The sequence below is a fragment of the Campylobacter concisus genome, assembly GCF_902460625.1.
Classification (GTDB): domain Bacteria; phylum Campylobacterota; class Campylobacteria; order Campylobacterales; family Campylobacteraceae; genus Campylobacter_A; species Campylobacter_A concisus_AD.
Map to the genome: position 1 here is coordinate 174,282 of NZ_CABPUT010000006.1, position 17,803 is coordinate 192,084.

The window sequence follows — 17,803 nt, forward strand, 5'->3', positions numbered from 1 at the left end:
CCACTTCACAAAACAGGTGCTGGTGTAGCTCAGTTGGTAGAGCTACTGCCTTGTAAGCAGTGGGTCGGCGGTTCAAGTCCGTTCACCAGCTCCATTTTTGTAACAGTGTTTGACCAGAAAATACCAAAATAGTTTATTAATGTTTAAGGTGAGATACTCAAGCGGCCAACGAGGGCAGACTGTAAATCTGCTGACTATGTCTTCCGTGGTTCGAATCCACGTCTCACCACCATTGTTATGCGGGAGTAGCTCAGTTGGCTAGAGCATCAGCCTTCCAAGCTGAGGGTCGCGGGTTCGAGCCCCGTTTCCCGCTCCAAAATTTGGGAAAATAAACTGGGAGCTGTATCTAGATTTTACTAAACACAGTTATTCCTTACTTTATTTTCAAAATTTTTAGTTGTTTGTATTGTTTAATTGGAATCATCTCTGCCAAGCGTTTTTCGCTCATATGGCTCAGAGGTAGAGCACTTCCTTGGTAAGGAAGAGGTCGCGGGTTCAAGTCCCGCTATGAGCTCCACTGGTTAATATGATTTTATTATGATTATACAAATTAAGAAAAAAGACATATATCACATACGGAGGAAAAGATGGCTAAAGAAAAATTTTCACGTAACAAGCCGCACGTAAACATAGGTACTATTGGTCACGTAGATCATGGTAAAACTACATTAACAGCTGCAATATCTGCTGTTCTTTCACGCAAAGGACTTGCTGAGCTAAAAGATTATGATAATATTGATAATGCTCCAGAAGAAAAAGAGCGTGGTATTACAATTGCTACTTCACATATTGAGTACGAGACAGAGAAACGCCACTATGCCCACGTTGACTGCCCTGGTCACGCCGACTATGTAAAAAATATGATTACAGGTGCTGCGCAAATGGATGGAGCTATTCTGGTTGTTTCTGCAGCTGATGGCCCAATGCCACAAACTAGAGAGCATATTTTGTTATCACGCCAAGTTGGTGTTCCATACATTGTTGTTTTTATGAATAAAGCTGATATGGTTGATGATGCTGAGCTACTTGAATTGGTTGAAATGGAAATCCGCGAATTACTTAATGAGTATAATTTCCCAGGTGATGATACACCTATTGTTTCTGGTTCAGCACTTAAAGCCCTTGAAGAGGCAAAAGCTGGTCAAGATGGTGAATGGTCGGCAAAAATTATGGAATTAATGGATGCAGTTGATAGCTATATTCCAACTCCAGTTCGTGCAACAGATAAAGATCTTCTTATGCCAATCGAAGATGTTTTTTCGATTTCAGGTCGTGGTACAGTTGTAACTGGTAGAATTGAAAAAGGTGTTATAAAAGTTGGTGACACAATTGAAATTGTCGGTATTAAGCCAACTCAAACAACAACAGTTACTGGTGTTGAAATGTTTAGAAAAGAGATGGATCAAGGTGAAGCTGGTGATAATGTCGGCGTTCTTCTCCGTGGTACCAAGAAAGAGGATGTTGAGCGTGGTATGGTTCTTTGTAAACCTAAATCAATTACCCCTCATACAAAATTTGAAGGCGAAGTCTATATCTTAACAAAAGAAGAAGGTGGTCGCCATACTCCTTTCTTTAATAACTATAGACCACAGTTCTATGTAAGAACAACTGATGTTACTGGTTCAATTACGCTCCCAGAAGGAACAGAGATGGTTATGCCAGGTGATAATGTAAGAATTTCTGTTGAATTGATTGCTCCAGTAGCACTTGAGGAAGGTACTCGTTTTGCTATCCGTGAAGGTGGTAGGACTGTTGGTTCAGGTGTTGTTTCAAAAATACTTGGTTAATTTATAAAAATTTGTCAAAGGGAGGATATCCCTTTGATATCTTAATAAGGACTTATATGAGAATTAAAATTGGTTTAAAATGCTCTGAAAGTGGTGATATAAATTATACAACAACTAAAAATAGTAAAACTACTACGGATAAAGTTGAACTTAAAAAGTATTGCCCAAGATTAAAAAAACATACTATTCATAAAGAAGTTAAATTAAAAAGTTAATTAAGAAGCTATTAGGGCAATAGCTCCAACGGTAGAGCGCTGGATTCCAAATCCAATGGTTGGGGGTTCGAATCCCTCTTGCCCTGCCACGACTAAGGTTAAGATTATGGAAAAAATTATAAATTATATTAGGCTTTCTAAATTGGAAATAATGAAGGTTATTTATCCCACAAAAGAACAAATTAGAAATGCTTTTTTTGCAGTTTTTATCGTAGTTGCTGTTGTATCACTTTTTTTAGCTCTTGTTGATGTTATTATGTCCTTTGTTTTATCTAAAGTTATATGATATAAGGAAAGAAGTAATGTCACATAAATGGTATGCTATACAGACTTACGCTGGAAGCGAAATGGCAGTAAAAAGAGGAATTGAAAATTTAGTAAAAGATCATGGAATAGAAGATCAACTAAAAGAAATTATAGTTCCTACAGAAGACGTAATAGAAATAAAAAATGGTAAGCAAAAAATCAACGAAAGAACTCTTTACCCAGGTTATGCTTTTGCGTGCTTAGATCTTGATACGGCTCTTTGGCACAGGATTCAATCTTTGCCAAAAGTTGGACGTTTTATTGGTGAGGCCAAAAAACCTACGCCATTATCTGAAAAAGATATAAATACCATTTTGGAAAAAGTTCAAAAAAGGGCTGCACCAAAACCTAAGATATTCTTTGAGGATGGTGAGAGTGTTCGTATAACAGAAGGTCCTTTTGCTAACTTTACAGGTATTGTTGAAGAATATGACATGATACATGGCAAGCTTAGACTTAATGTTTCTATTTTTGGTAGAAGTACCCCTGTTGATATTTTGTATTCACAAGTTGAGAAGATAATTTAAGGAGCAAGAAATGGCTAAAAAAGTTATAGGTGAAATAAAATTACAAATTGCTGCAACAAAAGCAAATCCTAGTCCACCAGTTGGTCCAGCTCTTGGACAAAAAGGTGTTAATATTATGGAATTTTGTAAAGCCTTTAATGAAAGAACAAAAGACATGGTTGGGTTTAATATTCCAGTTGTTATAACTGTTTATGCTGATAAAAGTTTTACATTTATCACAAAACAGCCTCCTGCTACAGATCTTATTAAAAAGGCTGCAGGTATAACAAAAGGAACTGATAATCCTTTAAAAAATAAAGTAGGCAAATTAACAAAAGCTCAAGTTCTAGAAATAGTCGAGAAAAAACTTGTTGATTTGAATACAAATGATAAAGAGCAAGCAACCAAGATTATTGCTGGCTCAGCTCGCTCAATGGGTGTCGAAGTAGTAGACTAAAGCCTTTACCGTCAGGTTGATTTGCAAAAGACGGAAGCAATATATATGCGGAGAAATTTATGGGAAAAACTAGCAAGAGATTTCAAGAATTGCTCAAAAAAGTAGAGCAAGATAAAATTTATAACCTTAGCGAGGCTATTGACACAGTTAAAACTCTGGCTTCTGCTAAATTTAATGAAACAGTTGAGATTGCATTAAAATTAAATGTTGATCCAAGACATGCTGATCAAATGGTTCGTGGTTCAGTCGTTTTGCCGGCCGGTACAGGTAAAACTGTAAGAGTTGCTGTTATTGCTAAAGATGCTAAAGCTGATGAGGCAAAAGTAGCTGGTGCTGATATTATTGGTGCAGATGATTTAGTTGAAGATATACAAAAAGGTATAATGAATTTTGATGTTCTTATAGCTACTCCAAACTTAATGGGTCTTGTAGGTAAGGTCGGTAGAATTTTAGGACCAAAAGGATTAATGCCAAATCCAAAAACTGGTACAGTCACAATGGATGTTGCACAAGCTGTTAATAATGCAAAAAGTGGTCAAGTAAATTTCCGTGTTGATAAGCAAGGAAATATACATGCAGGCCTTGGTAAAGTTAATTTTACTAAAGAACAATTAAATGAAAATATTTCAACATTTATTAAAGCGATTAATAAACATAAACCTGCAACTGCAAAGGGTAGATATGTTAAAAATGCTTCGTTGTCTTTGACAATGAGCCCATCTATAGCTCTTGATACTCAAGAAGTTATGGACTTAAAATAAAACTAAAAATTAAAATTTATATCTTAGATTGGAGATAGCCGAGGCCATTGGGCTTAATTGATTCGACCCGCTCTGCTTGAAATTACCGGTCGGAAAGGAGAAAAAGTGACACGTAACGAAAAAAATGAAGTTGTTGCAAAATTAGAGAGTGAATTTAAAACTGCTGAAGCTATTGTAGTTTGTGACTATCGTGGCCTTTCAGTAAAGAAACTTGAAGTTTTAAGAAATTCTGCTAAAGAACAAAATGTAAAAGTTCAGGTTATTAAAAATACTCTTGCAAATATTGCTCTTAAAAATTCTGATAAAGTCGGAATGGAACTCAAAGATACAAATATCTATCTTTGGAGCGAAGATCAATTAGCAGTAACTAAAGTAGCCGCAAAATTTGAAGAGTCTAATGCTGATCTTTTCAAAATAAAAACAGCTTATATTGATGGCGAAGTTGCTAGCGTTGATAAAGTTAAAGCTCTATCTAAAATGCCTAGCCGTGATGAGCTTATTGCGATGCTTTTACAAGTTTGGAATGCGCCAATTCAAAATTTCACAATTGGTTTGAATGCGCTTAAAGAGAAAAAAGAACAATTAGCTTAATAAAAATTAAAAATAATAAGGATTAAAAATGGCAATTACTAAAGAAGATGTATTAGAGTTTATATCTAATCTTTCTGTACTTGAACTTAGTGAACTTGTAAAAGAGTTCGAAGAGAAATTTGGTGTTAGCGCTGCTCCTGTAATGGTAGCAGGTGGTGCAGTTGCAGCAGGTGGTGCAGCAACTGCAGCAGAGGAAAAAACAGAATTTAACATTGTTTTGGTTGATTCTGGTGATAAGAAAATCAACGTTATTAAAGTTGTTAGAGCGCTTACTGGTCTTGGTCTTAAAGAAGCTAAAGACGCAGTTGAGGGAACACCATCTGTTCTTAAAGAAGGCGTTAGCAAAGACGAGGCTGAGGCAGCTAAAAAAGAGCTTGAAGAAGCTGGTGCTAAGGTTGAACTTAAATAATTTTTTATTATTTGAGCTTAATATTTCAAGAGAGGGCACAGGCTCTCTCTTTTTTAAATTTTAGATGCCTTGTTAAAAGGCTATACTTTTCTTTCAAAATTACCACGAGGTAGATGCAATGTTAAATAGCTTATACTCAGGAAATCGTCTTAGGGTTGACTTCTCTAATGTCGTTAAGGAGATAGACGTTCCGAACCTACTACAACTACAAAAAAAGAGCTTTGATAATTTTTTAAATCTAAATAACAATCAAATAGAAAGCGGTATAGAAAAAGTTTTCAAATCAATCTTTCCAATACATGATCCGCAAAATCGTTTGACTTTAGAATATGTTGGCTCAGAAATTGGAAAACCAAAATATACGATCAGAGAGTGTATAGAAAGAGGTCTTACATACTCTGTAAATTTAAAGATGAAAATACGTCTTATCGTTCATGAGAAAGATGATAAGACAGGTGATAAAGTCGGTGTTAAAGATATAAAAGAACAAGAAATTTTTATACGTGAAATTCCACTAATGACTGATAGAATTTCATTTATTATAAATGGTGTTGAGCGTGTTGTTGTAAATCAACTCCATAGAAGTCCAGGTGTTATTTTTAAACAAGAAGAGAGCGCGACTGTTGCAAATAAATTAATTTATACAGCTCAAATAATACCAGACCGTGGCTCTTGGCTACACTTTGAATATGATACAAAAGATATTTTATATGTTAGGATAAATAAACGTAGAAAAGTGCCAGTAACTATATTATTTAGGGCGCTTGGATATAAAAAACAAGACATCATTAAGTTGTTTTATCCGATACAAAATTTAATTATTAAAAATAACAAATTCTTAACTCTTTTTAATCCTGAAGATTATTTGGGAAGAGTTGAATATGATATAAAAAACGAAGATGGAGAAATTCTTCACCAAGCAGGCAAACGTCTAACTAAGAAAAAAGCTGACAAACTGATCGAGGATGGCGTAAAATTTGTTGAATACCCAGTTGAAGCACTTATTGGTAGATATTTGGCAAATCCTGTAATAAATACAGAGAGTGGAGAAATTTTATATGATACGTTATCTGCTCTTGACGAGAATAAACTTGCGAAAATTTTAGCTGAGCATGAAAGTATTGAGATTATAAATAACTCTGCTGCTGGTGTTGATGATGCGATTATAAATTCTTTCATAGCTGACAGCGATATGCTTAAGGTTTTAAAACAAACTGAGGGCGTGGATGATGAAAATGATCTTGCGGCTATTAGAATTTATAAGGTTATGAGACCAGGAGAGCCAGTTGTAAAAGAGGCTGCAAAGAGTTTTGTAAATGATATGCTATTTAATCCCGAGAGATACGATTTAACAAAAGTTGGTCGTATGAAGATGAATCATAAGCTCTCACTTGATGTACCAGAATATGTTACTTTACTAACAAGCGAAGATATCATAAAAACTGCAAAATATCTTATAAAAGTTAAAAATGGACAAGGTCACATTGATGATCGCGACCACCTTGGCAACCGCCGTATAAGGTCAATCGGTGAGCTGCTCGCTAGCGAACTTCACCTTGGTTTTGTAAAGATGCAAAAGGCTATCCGCGATAAATTTACAAGCTTAAGCAATAATACCGAAGAGATTATGCCATACGACCTCATTAATCCAAAAATGATTACTGCAACAATTATGGAATTTTTCACAGGTGGACAGTTAAGCCAGTTTATGGATCAGACAAACCCGCTTAGTGAGGTTACTCACAAACGTCGTCTATCTGCACTTGGCGAGGGTGGTTTGGTAAAAGAACGTGCTGGCTTTGAGGTGCGCGACGTTCACCCAACCCACTACGGCAGAATTTGTCCTGTTGAGACTCCAGAAGGTCAAAATATTGGTCTTATCAATACACTTTCAACCTATGCAAAAGTGAATGATCTTGGCTTTGTTGAAGCACCTTACAAAAAAGTTGTAGATGGCAAAGTGACTGATGAGATAGTTTATTTAACCGCAACTCAAGAAGAGGGTAATGTTATAGCTCCAGCATCAACCAAGCTTGATGAAAATGGGCATATCGTTGAGGATTTGATTGAGGTTAGAAAAGATGGCGAGATGATGCTTGCGCGTAGAGAAGATGTTACTTTGATCGACCTTTGTTCTGGTATGATAGCTGGTGTTGCGGCTTCACTTATTCCATTCCTAGAGCATGATGATGCTAACCGTGCTCTCATGGGTTCAAACATGCAACGTCAGGCAGTACCACTACTTCGCTCAACTGCTCCTATTGTTGGAACAGGTATGGAAAGCGTTATCGCAAGAGATGCATGGGAAAGCGTAAAAGCAAAACGTAGTGGTGTGGTTGAAAAGGTTGATAATAAAAATATATTCATTTTAGGCGAAGACGAAGCTGGTCCATATATCGATCATTACTCTTTGGAGAAAAATTTAAGAACAAACCAAAATACGACTTTTTCTCAACATCCGATAGTTAAAAAAGGTGATGAGATTGTTGCTGGCCAAATAATTGCTGACGGCCCAAGCATGGAAAAAGGCGAGCTAGCTATCGGTAAAAACGCACTAATAGCATTTATGCCTTGGAATGGCTACAACTACGAAGACGCGATCGTCATTAGCGAAAAAATGATACGTGAAGACGCCTTTACAAGTGTTCATATCTATGAAAAAGAGATCGAAGCTCGTGAGTTAAAAGACGGGGTTGAGGAGATAACAAAAGATATACCAAACGTCAAAGAAGAGGAGCTTATGCACCTTGATGAAAGTGGTATTGTCAAAATTGGTACAGAGATCAAGCCTGGTATGATCCTTGTTGGTAAAGTATCTCCAAAAGGCGAAGTTAAGCCGACTCCAGAAGAAAGATTACTACGTGCGATTTTTGGCGAAAAGGCTGGTCACGTTGTAAATAAATCGCTCTACGCTTCAGCTTCGATGGAAGGCGTGGTTGTTGATGTTAAAATTTTCACCAAAAAAGGTTATGAAAAAGATAGCAGAACAAATAAAGCTTACGAAGAAGAGAAGACTCTTTTAGAAAAAGAACATCACGATAGACTGCTTATGTTGGATCGCGAAGAGATGCTAAAAGTTACAGCACTTCTTTCTAAAAATCCACTAGCAAGCGATCAAGAGGTAAATAAAAAAGAGTATAAAAAAGGCTCAAAGATCAATAAGGCTGATCTTGAAAATATAAATAGGTTTACTCTAAATGCTATCGTTAAAAGCTTTTCAAAAGATATTCAAAAGAAATATGATGAGCTAAAAAATTACTTCCAAAATGAGAAGAAAAAGCTCAAAGAAGAGCACGATGCTAAGATAGAAATTTTAGAAAAAGATGACATTTTACCAAGCGGTGTTGTTAAACTTGTAAAAGTTTACATAGCTACAAAACGCAAACTAAAAGTCGGCGATAAAATGGCTGGACGTCACGGAAACAAAGGTATCGTTTCAAATATAGTTAGAGAAGTCGATATGCCGTATCTTCCAAGCGGTCAGATTGTAGACATCGTGCTAAACCCACTTGGCGTTCCAAGCCGTATGAACATCGGTCAAATTTTAGAGAGCCACCTTGGTCTTGTTGGCTATCGCTTAGGTGAGCAGATCAATGAAATTTTTGAAACTAAAAAAGGCGAGTGGATAAAAGAGCTAAGAGCTAAGATGATAGAGATAGCAGGTATTGCTAAGCTAATGGACGCTAAAAAAGCTCTTGGTAAGATGAGCGATGAGAAGCTTCTTGAATACGCAAAAGATTGGAGTAATGGCGTAAGATTTGCAACTCCGATTTTTGAAGGCGTTAAGGCTGACGAATTTGCAAAATTATTTGAGATGGCAAAGATAGATAGCGACGGCAAAACCGAGCTATACGATGGACGCACAGGCTCAAAGATAAGAGAGCGCGTTAATGTTGGTTGTATGTATATGCTAAAACTTCACCACTTGGTTGATGAGAAAGTTCACGCAAGAAGTACTGGACCATACAGCCTTGTTACGCAGCAACCAGTTGGCGGTAAGGCGCTATTTGGTGGTCAAAGGTTTGGTGAGATGGAGGTTTGGGCACTTGAGGCTTACGGTGCTGCTCATACACTAAGAGAGATGTTAACTGTAAAATCAGACGATGTTGAGGGAAGACTTTCTGCTTACAAAGCTTTAACAAGAGGTGAAAACGTTCCTGAGACTGGTATCCCTGAGACGTTCTTTGTTCTAACAAACGAGCTAAAATCACTAGCTCTTGATGTGGAAGTATATGATGAGGATGAGACAAATGAAACTAACTAATTTAAAACCAGTTGAGATAAAAGAAGAGCATAGACCTCGTGATTTTGAAGCTTTTCAACTTCGTTTAGCAAGTCCTGAGAAGATAAAATCTTGGAGTTATGGTGAGGTTAAAAAACCAGAAACTATCAACTACCGCACACTAAAACCTGAGCGTGACGGCTTGTTTTGTGCGAAAATTTTTGGACCGATCCGTGATTACGAGTGCCTTTGTGGCAAATATAAAAAGATGCGTTATAAAGGCATCAAGTGCGAAAAGTGCGGTGTTGAAGTAACAACATCTAAAGTTCGCCGCTCTCGCATGGGTCATATCGAGCTTGTAACTCCAGTGGCTCACATCTGGTATGTAAATTTCTTACCAAGCCGTATTGGTGCACTTCTTGGTATTAAGATGAAAGACCTTGAGCGTGTACTTTACTATGAGGCATACATTGTTGATAATGCTGGTGAGGCTTATTACGACAATGAAAATTCTAAAAAAGTTGAGAAATACGACGTTTTAAACGAAGAGCAATATCAAAGCCTAGCTTCAAGATACGAAGAGACTGGTTTTACAGCTAGAATGGGTGGCGAGGTCATCTATGATATGCTAGCTGAGCTTGATTTGATGGAAATTTTAAATCAACTAAAAGAAGAGATGGAGTCTACAAATTCTGAGGCTAAGAAAAAGACTATCGTAAAACGCCTAAAAGTTATCGAGAGCTTTTTAAATTCAGGCAACCGCCCAGAGTGGATGATGATAACAAATTTACCAGTTCTTCCACCTGATCTTAGACCGCTAGTTAGCCTTGATGGTGGTAAATTTGCTGTTTCTGACGTAAACGATCTATATCGCCGCGTAATAAATAGAAACAGCCGTCTAAAACGTCTACTTGAGCTTGACGCACCTGAGATCATTATCAGAAATGAAAAGAGAATGCTTCAAGAAGCAGTTGATGCGTTATTTGACAATGGCCGCAGAGCAAATGCAGTAAAAGGCGCAAACAAACGCCCACTAAAATCACTAAGCGAGATCATCAAAGGTAAGCAAGGCCGTTTCCGCCAGAATTTGCTAGGTAAGCGTGTTGACTTCTCTGGACGTTCTGTTATCGTCGTTGGTCCGAAACTAAAGATGGATCAGTGCGGTCTTCCAAAGAAAATGGCTCTAGAGCTATTTAAACCACATTTGCTTGCTCGTCTAGAAGAAAAAGGCTATGCAACAACTGTTAAGCAAGCTAAAAAGATGATAGAAGATAAGACAAATGAGGTTTGGGAGTGCCTAGAAGAGGTCGTTAAAGACTATCCAGTTATGCTAAACCGTGCTCCAACACTTCACAAACTTTCTATCCAAGCGTTTCACCCAGTGCTTGTTGAAGGCAAGGCGATCCAGCTTCACCCATTAGTTTGTGCGGCATTCAACGCTGACTTCGACGGCGACCAAATGGCTGTTCACGTGCCACTATCTCAAGAGGCTATCGCTGAGTGCAAAATTTTGATGCTTAGCTCAATGAACATCTTGCTTCCTGCAAGTGGTAAGGCTATCACAGTTCCTTCACAAGATATGGTTTTAGGAATTTATTATTTAAGCCTAGAGAGAAATGACGAAAAAGGCGCAAATAAAATTTTCTCAAGCGTTGATGAAGTAATGATCGCTGAAGAGGCTAATACTCTTGGTCTTCACGCTAAAATTAAGACAATGGTTGATAACAAGATCATCTTTACGACGGCTGGTCGCTTGATCCTAAGAGCGATACTTCCTGATTTTGTTCCTGAAAATATGTGGAATAAGATCATGAAGAAAAAAGACATTGCAAATTTGGTTGATTATGTTTATAGAAATGGCGGTCTTGAAGTAACGGCTGACTTCCTTGATAAGCTTAAAAATTTAGGCTTTAGATATGCGACAAAAGCGGGGATTTCTATCTCTATTGCTGATATAATCGTGCCAGATAGCAAGCAAAAATATATTGACGAAGCTAAGAAAAAAGTTCGCGAAATTCAAAAGCAATACGGCGCTGGTCTTTTAACAGATAGTGAGAGATACAACAAGATCATTGATATCTGGACAGATACAAACAACAGCGTTGCAAGCGAGATGATGAAGCTTATCCAAAATGATAAGGGCGGATTTAACTCTATTTATATGATGGCAGACTCGGGTGCGAGAGGTAGTGCAGCGCAGATTCGCCAGCTAGCTGGTATGCGTGGTCTTATGGCAAAACCTGATGGTTCGATCATCGAAACGCCTATCATTTCAAACTTCCGTGAAGGTCTAAATATAATGGAGTACTTTAACTCTACCCACGGAGCTAGAAAAGGTCTTGCAGATACAGCGCTAAAAACAGCCAACGCCGGTTATTTAACAAGAAAACTAATCGACGTTGCTCAAAATGTTAAAGTAACAATGCACGACTGCGGTACGCACGAGGGCGTTGAAATCACAGATATTACTGAGAGTGGCGAGCTAATAGAAAGCCTTGAAGAAAGAGTATTAGGCCGTGTTTTAGCAGATGATGTGATCGATCCTATAACTAATGAAATTTTATTTAGTGAGGGCACACTACTTGATGAAGAAAAAGCTAGAGCTATAACTGAGGCTGGCATAAAATCAGTGAGCATTAGAACTCCTATTACTTGCAAAGCACCAAAAGGCGTTTGTGCAAAATGCTATGGCTTAAATTTGGGTGAAGGCAAGCTTGTAAAACCAGGTGAAGCAGTTGGTATTATCTCAGCTCAGTCTATCGGTGAGCCAGGTACACAGCTAACACTAAGAACATTCCACATCGGTGGTACGGCTTCTACTGAGCAACAAGATCGCCAAGTAATCGCCCAAAAAGAAGGTTTTATCAGATATTACAACCTTAATACTTATGATAATGGTGATAAGAAGATCGTTGCAAATAGAAGAAGCGCAGCTGTGCTACTTGTTGAGCCAAAGATTAAATCAACGATTGACGGCAAAATAGAGATCGAATATGCCCACGAAGATGTAAATATCGTGATAAAAGGTAAAAAAGAAGAGGTTAAATATACAATTAGAAGAAATGATCTTGCTAAGCCAAATGAATTAGCTGGTGTTAGCGGAAAGATCGAAGGAAAGATGTATATACCTTATGTAAGTGGCGATAAGGTAAAAGAGAATGAAAGTATTGTTGAGATCATAAAAGAGGGTTGGAATATCCCAAATCGTATCCCATACGCTAGTGAACTTAAAATTTCAGATGGAGATCCGGTAACTCGTAAAATTTTAGCTGACGCAAATGGTGTGGTTAAATTTTTCATATTAAAAGGTGATTATCTTGATAGGGTTAAAGATATCAAAAAAGGTCACAAAGTAACTGAAAAAGGTTTCTTTGTAGTTGTTTCTGATAAAGATGGACGTGAGGCGGTTCGCCATTATATCCCAAGAAATTCTATCATTCAAGTTTCTGATAATGATGCAGTTGAGAGAGCGACAGTAGTCTCATTGCCTGAAAAAGATGACAAGTTGATTATTGCTGAGTGGGATCCATACTCAACTCCAACTATTGCTGAAGAAGCCGGTGTGGTTAGTTTTGAGGATATTGAGCCAGGATACAGCGCTACTGAGCAAGCAGATGAGGCGACTGGACAAAGACGTCTTGTTATCAACGAGTATTTGCCAAGCGGTGTAAAACCTGCGATTATTATCGCTACTAAAAAAGGAAATTTAATCAAGTATCCGCTTGATCCAAAAACTGCGATCTTTGTCTCAAGTGGTGATGAAGTAGCTCAGGCTGATATTTTGGCTAAGACTCCAAAAGCTGTCGCTAAGTCAAAAGATATCACTGGTGGTCTTCCAAGAGTTAGCGAGCTATTTGAAGCAAGACGCCCTAAAAATACAGCTATCGTTGCGGAGATTGATGGTGTGGTTAGATTTGACAAGCCACTTCGCTCAAAAGAGCGCATAATCATTCAAGCTGAAGATGGTACAACTGCTGAGTATTTGATCGAGAAAAGTCGTCAGATCCAAGTAAGAGATGGGGAATTCGTCCATGCTGGCGAGAAATTAACTGATGGGCTAATCTCAAGCCACGATATTTTAAGAATTCTTGGCGAAAAAGCACTTCATTATTATTTGATTAGCGAGATTCAACAAGTTTATCGCCGCCAAGGTGTTGCGATCGCCGATAAACATATCGAGATCATCGTATCACAAATGCTTCGCCAAGTCAAAATCGTTGATAGTGGAAATACAAATTTCATAGTTGGCGATATGGTCTCAAGAAATAAATTTAAAGAAGAGAACGAGCGCATCATGAACATGGGCGGTGAGCCAGCTATTGCTGAACCGATCTTATTAGGCGTTACAAGAGCAGCTATCGGAAGTGATAGTGTGATCTCTGCTGCATCGTTCCAAGAGACAACTAAAGTTTTAACAGAAGCATCGATTGCTGCTAAATTTGACTATCTTGAGGATCTAAAAGAGAACGTTATCCTTGGACGTATGATCCCAGTCGGAACTGGTTTTTATAAAGATAAAAAAGTAAAAATCAAAGAAAACTAATACTTTAAGCCCCTATTTTTGGGGCTTAACCTCCTTAAAAAATTAAATAAATTAAAAATTTACAAGCTATTAACTATCACCTAATAAAATCCTTATCTTTAAATCACATCATGGAGAATTTATGAAAAACATTGATCTTGGACTTTTATTTATACGTTTAGGACTTGGTATCTGCCTTTTTATGCATGGTTTTGGTAAAATTTTACATGGACTTAGTGGGGTAAAAGGTATATTAGTAAATGCTGGTTTGCCTGGATTTTTGGCATATTTTTCTTACCTTGGAGAGGTCTTAGCGCCCATCATGTTAATTATTGGTTTTTATTCAAGGGTAGGTGCTATCCTAGTTTTAGGTACTAGTATTACTATTTTATACTCGTACTATGGATTTGCAAATTTATTTGCATTAAATGAGGTTAATGGCTTTAAATCAGAGCTTATTTTCCTTTATATTGCTATTTCACTTTGTATTCTTTTGATAGGTAGTGGCAAATATGCTGTCAAACAAGATTAATACAAAATAAAGACAGCAGAGTTTTTATAAAATCAAGAATTAGATGAGTAAGTCTAACTTATTAACCGTTATTTAAGTTTATTTTAAATAAAATTAGGTCTTTTTAATAAATTTAGTTGAAAGGAATTATTGTGCCAACCATAAATCAATTGGTCAGAAAAGAACGCAAGAAAGTGACTGTTAAGTCAAAATCTCCAGCGTTAAAAGAGTGCCCTCAAAGAAGAGGAGTTTGCACTAGGGTTTATACTACAACTCCTAAAAAACCAAACTCAGCCTTGAGGAAAGTTGCCAAAGTCAGGCTAACAAGCGGTTTTGAAGTCATCAGCTATATCGGTGGTGAAGGTCACAACCTACAAGAACACAGTATCGTTTTAGTTCGCGGCGGTAGGGTTAAAGACTTACCAGGTGTTAAATATCACATCGTTCGTGGTGCACTTGATACTGCTGGTGTTGCAAAAAGAACAGTTTCTCGTTCTAAATATGGTGCGAAACGCCCTAAAGCTGGTGCTGCAGCTGCAACAAAAAAGTAAAAATTTAGGTTCGCAGACGTTGCTAAAATTTGCAAACGTTTGAGTAAAATTTCATAAAAATTTGAAGGAAAGATCAAAATGAGAAGAAGAAAAGCCCCTGTAAGGGAAATCTTACCTGATCCGATTTACGGAAATAAAATAATCACTAAATTTATTAATTCTCTTATGTATGATGGCAAAAAAAGCGTCGCTACTGAGATAATGTATGGTGCTATTAAAGCCATAGAAAAGAAAAATGCTGAGGTTAAAGGCATCGACGTTTTTAACGATGCTATTGAAAATGTAAAACCTATTTTAGAAGTTAAATCACGCCGTGTTGGTGGTGCTACCTATCAAGTACCAGTTGAGGTTCGCCCAGCTCGCCAACAAGCTCTTGCTATCCGCTGGCTTATAACTTACGCTAGAAAAAGAAGCGAAAGAACTATGATAGATAAACTAGCGAATGAGCTCTTAGATGCGGCAAACTCAAAAGGTGCATCTTTCAAGAAGAAGGAAGATACTTACAAGATGGCAGAGGCTAATAAAGCATTTGCTCACTACCGCTGGTAAGAAAGAATTAATATGGCAGAGAGAAAAACGCCTTTACATAAGGTAAGAAATATCGGTATTGCGGCTCACATTGATGCTGGAAAGACAACTACTAGCGAGAGAATTTTATTCTTTACTGGTATGAGCCATAAAATAGGTGAAGTTCATGATGGTGCTGCTACCATGGACTGGATGGAACAAGAAAAAGAGCGTGGTATTACTATTACTTCAGCTGCAACTACGGCATTTTGGAAGGGTTATCAAATAAACCTAATCGACACTCCGGGACACGTTGACTTTACTATCGAAGTTGAGCGTTCTATGCGTGTTCTTGACGGTGCTGTTTCAGTATTTTGTTCTGTTGGCGGTGTTCAACCACAATCAGAAACTGTTTGGAGACAAGCAAATAAATATCACGTACCAAGAATCGTTTTTGTTAATAAAATGGATAGAATCGGTGCAAATTTCTTTAGAGTTGAAGAGCAGATCAGGGAAAGACTAAAAGCAAACCCAATTCCTATTCAAATTCCTATAGGCGCCGAGGATAACTTTAGGGGCGTAGTTGACCTTGTAAGAATGAAAGCTTATGTTTGGAATGATGAGAAAAAGCCAACTGACTATGTTGAAGAAGAAATTCCAGCTGAAGTTAAAGATAAAGCAGAGGAATACCGTGCAAAACTAATCGAAGCAGTTTCAGAGACAGATGATAGCTTGATGGAGAAATTTTTTGCTGGTGAAGAGCTAAGTGAAGAAGAGATCAAAAAAGGCATAAAAGCAGGCTGCTTGAGAATGACTATCACGCCTATGCTTTGCGGAACTGCGTTTAAGAACAAAGGTATCCAACCTCTACTTGATGCTGTTGTTGATTATTTACCAGCTCCAGATGAGATCGCAGCAATAAATGGTGTTTATGAAGATGGCGCTGAAGTAACTGTTGAAAGTACAGATAATGGCGAATTTGCCGCTCTTGCGTTTAAGATTATGACTGACCCATTTGTTGGACAGCTAACATTTATCCGTGTTTATAGAGGAAGCCTTGAAAGTGGTAGCTATGCTTACAACACAGTTCAAGACTGCAAAGAGAGAATCGGTCGCTTGCTAAAAATGCACTCAAATAAACGTGAAGAGATTACTGAGCTTTTTGCTGGTGAGATCGGTGCTGTTGTTGGTCTAAAAAATACTCTAACAGGTGATACTCTAGCTAGCGAGAAAGATAAAGTTATCCTTGAAAGAATGGACTTCCCTGAGCCAGTTATTAGTGTTGCAGTTGAACCAAAAACAAAGGCAGACCAGGAAAAAATGGCAATAGCACTTCAAAAACTAGCTCAAGAAGATCCAAGTTTTAGAGTTAGTACAGACGAAGAGAGTGGTCAAACTATTATTAGCGGTATGGGTGAGCTTCACTTGGAGATCATAGTTGATCGTATGCTTCGTGAATTTAAAGTTGATGCTGAAGTTGGTCAACCACAAGTTGCTTACCGCGAAACTATCCGCAAAACAGTTGAGCAAGAGTATAAGTATGCTAAACAATCAGGCGGTCGTGGTCAATATGGTCACGTATTTTTACGTATTGAGCCGCTTCCAGCTGCTAGTGGATTTGAGTTTGTTAACGATATCAAAGGTGGTGTTGTTCCAAAAGAATATATCCCAGCTGTTGAAAAAGGTTGCAAAGAGGCACTTCAAAGCGGTGTTCTTGCTGGTTATCCAGTCGAAGATGTTAAAGTTACCCTTTTTGATGGTAGCTACCATGAAGTTGACTCATCTGAAATGGCATTTAAACTTGCTGCTTCAATGGGCTTTAAGGAAGGTGCTAGAAAAGCAGGTGCTGTTATTCTTGAGCCTATGATGAAGGTTGAAGTTGAAACTCCAGAAGAGTATATGGGTGATGTTATAGGCGACCTTAATAAACGCCGTGGTCAAGTAAATTCAATGGATGATAGAAATGGTGTGAAGATCATTGCAGCTTATTGTCCATTAGCTCAAATGTTTGGCTATTCAACAGATCTTCGCTCAATGACTCAAGGTCGTGCAACTTATTCAATGGAATTTGATCACTATGAAGAAGTTCCTAAAAACGTAAGTGATGAAATCATTAAAAAGAGAAATGGCTAATTAACCAAAGAAGGGCAGAGTAATCTGTCCTTCAAAAATTATTTATTCTGATAAAATCTATCTACAAAATATGTGAATTGTCCTCATAGCTCAGCTGGATAGAGCGTAGAATTCCTAATTCTAAGGCCACAGGTTCGAATCCTGTTGGGGACACCATCCATCATGCAATCATCTTTGTAAAATACAAAGTGCTCAAACAAGTGTTTTTTAAAATATACTAAAACGTATAATAAGATATAGCAATTTATAAAAATGCTCTTATGCTGATCAGTATAATAGAGTAAAAGAAAAAATGCAAAGAATGGACTTTATAAAAAAGATTATA

General features: G+C 37.6%; 14 protein-coding genes and 6 tRNA genes. All 20 read left to right on the plus strand.

All coding sequences use genetic code 11. The features are described from left to right. Window positions 1–18 precede the first annotated feature (18 nt). The 20 genes from F3G69_RS05275 to F3G69_RS05370 all read left to right on the plus strand — a co-directional run bounded on the left by F3G69_RS05275 (window position 19) and on the right by F3G69_RS05370 (window position 17,634). Window positions 19–94 (plus strand) — tRNA-Thr (locus F3G69_RS05275). Window positions 95–147: 53 nt separating this feature from the next. Further along, window positions 148–232: transfer RNA gene (locus F3G69_RS05280), tRNA-Tyr, on the plus strand. 7 nt (window positions 233–239) lie between these two features. After that, a tRNA-Gly gene (locus F3G69_RS05285) sits at window positions 240–316 on the plus strand. 126 nt (window positions 317–442) lie between these two features. Beyond that, window positions 443–517 (plus strand) — tRNA-Thr (locus F3G69_RS05290). A 70-nt stretch (window positions 518–587) separates the two neighbouring features. Continuing rightward, window positions 588–1,787 (plus strand): elongation factor Tu, encoded by a 1,200-nt coding sequence (gene tuf, locus F3G69_RS05295; RefSeq protein ID WP_021090663.1) that lies wholly within the window; start codon window positions 588–590, stop codon window positions 1,785–1,787. A 56-nt stretch (window positions 1,788–1,843) separates the two neighbouring features. Next, window positions 1,844–2,002, plus strand: coding sequence for a 50S ribosomal protein L33 (gene rpmG, locus F3G69_RS05300; protein ID WP_035167196.1), 159 nt, complete (start codon window positions 1,844–1,846; stop codon window positions 2,000–2,002). A gap of 13 nt (window positions 2,003–2,015) precedes the next feature. Then, window positions 2,016–2,091: transfer RNA gene (locus tag F3G69_RS05305), tRNA-Trp, on the plus strand. A gap of 17 nt (window positions 2,092–2,108) precedes the next feature. Beyond that, the gene (gene secE, locus F3G69_RS05310; RefSeq protein ID WP_035167317.1) at window positions 2,109–2,288 is read left to right on the plus strand and encodes a preprotein translocase subunit SecE; all 180 of its coding nucleotides are present in this window, start codon (window positions 2,109–2,111) and stop codon (window positions 2,286–2,288) included. Between the two features lie 16 nt (window positions 2,289–2,304). Further along, on the plus strand, window positions 2,305–2,835 hold the full coding sequence (gene nusG, locus F3G69_RS05315; protein ID WP_021090793.1) for a transcription termination/antitermination protein NusG: 531 nt from the start codon (window positions 2,305–2,307) through the stop codon (window positions 2,833–2,835). Window positions 2,836–2,845: 10 nt separating this feature from the next. Continuing rightward, the gene (gene rplK / locus F3G69_RS05320; RefSeq protein WP_103600661.1) at window positions 2,846–3,271 is read left to right on the plus strand and encodes a 50S ribosomal protein L11; all 426 of its coding nucleotides are present in this window, start codon (window positions 2,846–2,848) and stop codon (window positions 3,269–3,271) included. A 59-nt stretch (window positions 3,272–3,330) separates the two neighbouring features. After that, a complete protein-coding gene (gene rplA / locus F3G69_RS05325) occupies window positions 3,331–4,032 on the plus strand; it encodes a 50S ribosomal protein L1 (RefSeq protein WP_103600662.1) in 702 nt (233 codons plus the stop codon). 105 nt (window positions 4,033–4,137) lie between these two features. Further along, complete coding sequence (gene rplJ / locus F3G69_RS05330; protein ID WP_149714621.1) at window positions 4,138–4,623, plus strand: 50S ribosomal protein L10; 486 nt, start codon at window positions 4,138–4,140, stop codon at window positions 4,621–4,623. A 28-nt stretch (window positions 4,624–4,651) separates the two neighbouring features. Next, on the plus strand, window positions 4,652–5,032 hold the full coding sequence (gene rplL, locus F3G69_RS05335) for a 50S ribosomal protein L7/L12 (protein WP_103600664.1): 381 nt from the start codon (window positions 4,652–4,654) through the stop codon (window positions 5,030–5,032). Between the two features lie 118 nt (window positions 5,033–5,150). Continuing rightward, entirely contained in the window at window positions 5,151–9,296 is a 4,146-nt protein-coding gene (gene rpoB, locus F3G69_RS05340) for a DNA-directed RNA polymerase subunit beta (protein ID WP_149714622.1), read from the plus strand. Then, window positions 9,283–13,797: a DNA-directed RNA polymerase subunit beta' gene (gene rpoC, locus F3G69_RS05345; protein ID WP_021091033.1), complete on the plus strand. Its 4,515-nt coding sequence runs from the start codon at window positions 9,283–9,285 to the stop codon at window positions 13,795–13,797. The genes rpoB and rpoC overlap by 14 nt, the downstream gene beginning before the upstream one ends. Window positions 13,798–13,918: 121 nt before the next feature. Then, entirely contained in the window at window positions 13,919–14,308 is a 390-nt protein-coding gene (locus F3G69_RS05350; RefSeq protein WP_149714623.1) for a DoxX family protein, read from the plus strand. 131 nt (window positions 14,309–14,439) lie between these two features. Next, on the plus strand, window positions 14,440–14,838 hold the full coding sequence (gene rpsL, locus F3G69_RS05355; protein WP_021090705.1) for a 30S ribosomal protein S12: 399 nt from the start codon (window positions 14,440–14,442) through the stop codon (window positions 14,836–14,838). A 78-nt stretch (window positions 14,839–14,916) separates the two neighbouring features. Continuing rightward, the gene (gene rpsG, locus F3G69_RS05360; RefSeq protein WP_107686542.1) at window positions 14,917–15,387 is read left to right on the plus strand and encodes a 30S ribosomal protein S7; all 471 of its coding nucleotides are present in this window, start codon (window positions 14,917–14,919) and stop codon (window positions 15,385–15,387) included. 12 nt (window positions 15,388–15,399) lie between these two features. Continuing rightward, entirely contained in the window at window positions 15,400–17,478 is a 2,079-nt protein-coding gene (fusA, locus tag F3G69_RS05365; RefSeq protein WP_103600667.1) for an elongation factor G, read from the plus strand. A gap of 79 nt (window positions 17,479–17,557) precedes the next feature. Then, window positions 17,558–17,634, plus strand: a tRNA-Arg gene (locus F3G69_RS05370). Window positions 17,635–17,803 lie beyond the last annotated feature (169 nt).